General features: G+C 53.4%; 2 tRNA genes and 3 rRNA genes. All 5 read left to right on the top strand.

Annotated features, from left to right (window positions below):
- Positions 1–344: 344 nt before the first annotated feature.
- The 5 genes from AB4120_RS27515 (at position 345) to rrf (ending at position 5,516) form a co-directional block, all read left to right on the top strand.
- Positions 345–1,876, top strand: a 16S ribosomal RNA gene (locus tag AB4120_RS27515).
- Between the two features lie 63 nt (positions 1,877–1,939).
- Positions 1,940–2,016, top strand: a tRNA-Ile gene (locus AB4120_RS27510).
- 8 nt (positions 2,017–2,024) lie between these two features.
- Positions 2,025–2,100 (top strand) — tRNA-Ala (locus AB4120_RS27505).
- Positions 2,101–2,398: 298 nt separating this feature from the next.
- Positions 2,399–5,277 (top strand): 23S ribosomal RNA (locus AB4120_RS27500).
- A gap of 125 nt (positions 5,278–5,402) precedes the next feature.
- A 5S ribosomal RNA gene (gene rrf / locus AB4120_RS27495) occupies positions 5,403–5,516 on the top strand.
- Together the 16S, 23S and 5S rRNA genes with 2 tRNA genes alongside form the textbook arrangement of a ribosomal RNA operon.
- Positions 5,517–5,564 lie beyond the last annotated feature (48 nt).

Here is a 5,564-nt window from a genome sequence, read left to right as displayed (position 1 = left end):
CAGCGCTGACCGCAGCGAAAAAAACTTCGCTGACCTGTTGACGAAACGCAGATAGTTCTTCATAATCTCGTTTCTCTGCTGCGACGCAAACGACGCAGCGCAGACAAGCAGTACCGCCCCCGGCAAAGCCGGTGTGGCCAGTTCTTTAACAACCAAACAACCGATAAGTGTGGGCGCTTGATGGCGAACGCCGCGGAGACTTCGGTCTGCGTGATGCTTCAAAAGTTATTAAGTGCTCGCACAGTAAAACATGTTCGGTTCGTTCTTCGGAATGGATCGAGTCAGTTTTCTGAGAGTGAGCGACCGCTCGAAAGAGCGAGGTGCTTCGGCACCACACAGGTATTGAACTGAAGAGTTTGATCCTGGCTCAGATTGAACGCTGGCGGCATGCCTTACACATGCAAGTCGAACGGCAGCACGGGAGCAATCCTGGTGGCGAGTGGCGAACGGGTGAGTAATACATCGGAACGTGCCCTGTTGTGGGGGATAACTAGTCGAAAGATTAGCTAATACCGCATACGACCTGAGGGTGAAAGCGGGGGACCGTAAGGCCTCGCGCAATAGGAGCGGCCGATGTCTGATTAGCTAGTTGGTGGGGTAAAAGCTCACCAAGGCGACGATCAGTAGCTGGTCTGAGAGGACGATCAGCCACACTGGGACTGAGACACGGCCCAGACTCCTACGGGAGGCAGCAGTGGGGAATTTTGGACAATGGGGGCAACCCTGATCCAGCAATGCCGCGTGTGTGAAGAAGGCCTTCGGGTTGTAAAGCACTTTTGTCCGGAAAGAAATGGCCCTGGCTAATACYCGGGGTCGATGACGGTACCGGAAGAATAAGCACCGGCTAACTACGTGCCAGCAGCCGCGGTAATACGTAGGGTGCGAGCGTTAATCGGAATTACTGGGCGTAAAGCGTGCGCAGGCGGTTTTGTAAGACAGGCGTGAAATCCCCGGGCTCAACCTGGGAATTGCGCTTGTGACTGCAAGGCTAGAGTGCGTCAGAGGGGGGTAGAATTCCACGTGTAGCAGTGAAATGCGTAGAGATGTGGAGGAATACCGATGGCGAAGGCAGCCCCCTGGGACGTGACTGACGCTCATGCACGAAAGCGTGGGGAGCAAACAGGATTAGATACCCTGGTAGTCCACGCCCTAAACGATGTCAACTAGTTGTTGGGGATTCATTTCCTCAGTAACGTAGCTAACGCGTGAAGTTGACCGCCTGGGGAGTACGGTCGCAAGATTAAAACTCAAAGGAATTGACGGGGACCCGCACAAGCGGTGGATGATGTGGATTAATTCGATGCAACGCGAAAAACCTTACCTACCCTTGACATGCCACTAACGAAGCAGAGATGCATTAGGTGCTCGAAAGAGAAAGTGGACACAGGTGCTGCATGGCTGTCGTCAGCTCGTGTCGTGAGATGTTGGGTTAAGTCCCGCAACGAGCGCAACCCTTGTCTCTAGTTGCTACGAAAGGGCACTCTAGAGAGACTGCCGGTGACAAACCGGAGGAAGGTGGGGATGACGTCAAGTCCTCATGGCCCTTATGGGTAGGGCTTCACACGTCATACAATGGTGCATACAGAGGGTTGCCAACCCGCGAGGGGGAGCTAATCCCAGAAAATGCATCGTAGTCCGGATCGTAGTCTGCAACTCGACTACGTGAAGCTGGAATCGCTAGTAATCGCGGATCAGCATGCCGCGGTGAATACGTTCCCGGGTCTTGTACACACCGCCCGTCACACCATGGGAGTGGGTTTTGCCAGAAGTAGTTAGCCTAACCGCAAGGAGGGCGATTACCACGGCAGGGTTCATGACTGGGGTGAAGTCGTAACAAGGTAGCCGTATCGGAAGGTGCGGCTGGATCACCTCCTTTCCAGAGGCTTGTGTTCACAAGTCAAGCGTTCACACTTATCGGTTTGTTTGCTGTTACAGCCAAGGGTCTGTAGCTCAGGTGGTTAGAGCACCGTCTTGATAAGGCGGGGGTCGTAGGTTCAAGTCCTACCAGACCCACCAAGTTATCCGGGGGATTAGCTCAGCTGGGAGAGCACCTGCTTTGCAAGCAGGGGGTCGTCGGTTCGATCCCGTCATCCTCCACCACTTACCTTGGTTGGTTTGCCAAATGAAAGCGCTTCAGCGTGAGCGCTTTCATTTGGCATTGCCAAGCGATTGGATTCGTTGAATCCGTCGGCTGTTCTTTAACAATATGGGATGTAGTAAAGGTGTCGCGCGAGCGTTGATGAGACGCTGAATTATCCAACGCGATACCGGGTTGTGATTGTATCAACCAAAATGTATTTAAGTGATCGAAAGATGACTTGGAATACGGCACAAACGCGAGAACTCAGACCTATGGTGAGTCGTGGCTCAAGCGAAAGCTGAGACACACTCGTTATAGGGTCAAGCGAACAAGTGCATGTGGTGGATGCCTTGGCGATTACAGGCGATGAAGGACGCGGTAGCCTGCGAAAAGCTTCGGGGAGCTGGCAAACAAGCTTTGATCCGGAGATGTCCGAATGGGGAAACCCGGCCCTTATGGGTCATCCCTGACTGAATACATAGGTCAGGGAAGCGAACGCGGCGAACTGAAACATCTAAGTAGCTGCAGGAACAGAAATCAACCGAGATTCCCAAAGTAGTGGCGAACGAAATGGGAAGAGCCTTGTACTCTTTAGCAGCATTGTTAGCAGAACGGGATGGAAAGCCCGGCCATAGCAGGTGATAGCCCTGTATGCGAAAACAGCGTTGTGGAACTAGGTGTACGACAAGTAGGGCGGGACACGTGAAATCCTGTCTGAAGATGGGGGGACCATCCTCCAAGGCTAAATACTCGTAATCGACCGATAGTGAACCAGTACCGTGAGGGAAAGGCGAAAAGAACCCCGGGAGGGGAGTGAAATAGATCCTGAAACCGCATGCATACAAACAGTCGGAGCCTGGAAACGGGTGACGGCGTACCTTTTGTATAATGGGTCAGCGACTTACATTCAGTGGCAAGCTTAACCGATTAGGGAAGGCGTAGCGAAAGCGAGTCCGAATAGGGCGTTGAGTCGCTGGGTGTAGACCCGAAACCAGATGATCTATCCATGGCCAGGTTGAAGGTGCGGTAACACGTACTGGAGGACCGAACCCACTAACGTTGAAAAGTTAGGGGATGAGCTGTGGATAGGGGTGAAAGGCTAAACAAATCTGGAAATAGCTGGTTCTCTCCGAAAACTATTTAGGTAGTGCCTCGTGTCTCACCTTCGGGGGTAGAGCACTGTCATGGTTGGGGGGTCTATTGCTGATTACCCCGCCATAGCAAACTCCGAATACCGAAGAGTGCAATCACGGGAGACAGACATCGGGTGCTAACGTCCGGTGTCAAGAGGGAAACAACCCAGACCGCCAGCTAAGGTCCCCAAATATAGCTAAGTGGGAAACGAAGTGGGAAGGCTAAAACAGTCAGGAGGTTGGCTTAGAAGCAGCCACCCTTTAAAGAAAGCGTAATAGCTCACTGATCGAGTCGTCCTGCGCGGAAGATGTAACGGGGCTAAGCTATATACCGAAGCTGCGGACGCACGCAAGTGCGTGGTAGGAGAGCGTTCTGTAAGCCTGTGAAGGTGTCTTGTAAAGGATGCTGGAGGTATCAGAAGTGCGAATGCTGACATGAGTAGCGATAAAGGGGGTGAAAGGCCCCCTCGCCGTAAGCCCAAGGTTTCCTACGCAACGTTCATCGGCGTAGGGTGAGTCGGCCCCTAAGGCGAGGCAGAGATGCGTAGCTGATGGGAAGCAGGTTAATATTCCTGCACCGTCGTATGATGCGATGGGGGGACGGATCGCGGAAGGTTGTCCGGGTGTTGGAAGTCCCGGTCCCTGCATTGGAGAAGGCGCTTAGGCAAATCCGGGCGCGTAATTCAAGGATGTGGGGCGAGCGGCCTTGAGCCGCGAAGCAATTGGAAGTGGTTCCAAGAAAAGCCTCTAAGCTTCAGTCATACGAGACCGTACCGCAAACCGACACAGGTGGGCGAGATGAGTATTCTAAGGCGCTTGAGAGAACTCGGGAGAAGGAACTCGGCAAATTGGTACCGTAACTTCGGGATAAGGTACGCCCTTGTAGCTTGACTGGCCTGCGCCAGGAGGGTGAAGGGGTTGCAATAAAATGGTGGCTGCGACTGTTTAATAAAAACACAGCACTCTGCAAACACGAAAGTGGACGTATAGGGTGTGACGCCTGCCCGGTGCCGGAAGATTAAATGATGGGGTGCAAGCTCTTGATTGAAGTCCCGGTAAACGGCGGCCGTAACTATAACGGTCCTAAGGTAGCGAAATTCCTTGTCGGGTAAGTTCCGACCTGCACGAATGGCGTAACGATGGCCACACTGTCTCCTCCCGAGACTCAGCGAAGTTGAAGTGTTTGTGATGATGCAATCTCCCCGCGGCTAGACGGAAAGACCCCATGAACCTTTACTGTAGCTTTGCATTGGACTTTGAACCGATCTGTGTAGGATAGGTGGGAGGCTTTGAAGCGTGGACGCTAGTTCACGTGGAGCCGTCCTTGAAATACCACCCTGGTTTGTTTGAGGTTCTAACCTTGGCCCGTGAATCCGGGTCGGGGACAGTGCATGGTAGGCAGTTTGACTGGGGCGGTCTCCTCCCAAAGTGTAACGGAGGAGTTCGAAGGTACGCTTGGTACGGTCGGACATCGTACCTAAAGTGCAATGGCAAAAGCGTGCTTAACTGCGAGACCGACAAGTCGAGCAGGTGCGAAAGCAGGACATAGTGATCCGGTGGTTCTGAATGGAAGGGCCATCGCTCAACGGATAAAAGGTACTCTGGGGATAACAGGCTGATACCGCCCAAGAGTTCATATCGACGGCGGTGTTTGGCACCTCGATGTCGGCTCATCTCATCCTGGGGCTGTAGCCGGTCCCAAGGGTATGGCTGTTCGCCATTTAAAGAGGTACGTGAGCTGGGTTTAAAACGTCGTGAGACAGTTTGGTCCCTATCTGCCGTGGGCGTTGGAATCTTGACGGGGGCTGCTCCTAGTACGAGAGGACCGGAGTGGACGTACCGCTGGTGTACCTGTTGTCTCGCCAGAGGCATCGCAGGGTAGCTATGTACGGAAGAGATAACCGCTGAAAGCATCTAAGCGGGAAACTCGCCTGAAGATGAGGATTCCCTGGAGGCTTGACCTCCTTGAAGGGTCGTTCGAGACCAGGACGTTGATAGGCTGGGTGTGGAAGCGCAGTAATGCGTTAAGCTAACCAGTACTAATTGCCCGTAAGGCTTGATCCTATAACCAGTGTGTCTTACCTGGTGTAGCGGTTCGCCGCCTTGTGCCACGATGGTACAAACACAACCAATCTTTACTACTCCCAGATTCGCCGTGCTGACAYGAGTCAGCWYGGCAACCCCTCATGCCTGGTGACCATAGCGAGTCGGAACCACCCCTTCCCATCCCGAACAGGACCGTGAAACGACTTTGCGCCGATGATAGTGCGGACTACCCGTGTGAAAGTAGGTCATCGCCAGGCTCTTATACCCAAAACCCCCAGCCCCAAAAGGCTGGGGGTTTTGCTTTT

Source organism: Cupriavidus sp. 2KB_3 (assembly GCF_052115685.1).
GTDB lineage: Bacteria > Pseudomonadota > Gammaproteobacteria > Burkholderiales > Burkholderiaceae > Cupriavidus > Cupriavidus campinensis.
The sequence above is the reverse complement of the archived record's forward strand: the minus strand, read 5'-3'. Positions and strand labels throughout refer to the sequence as shown.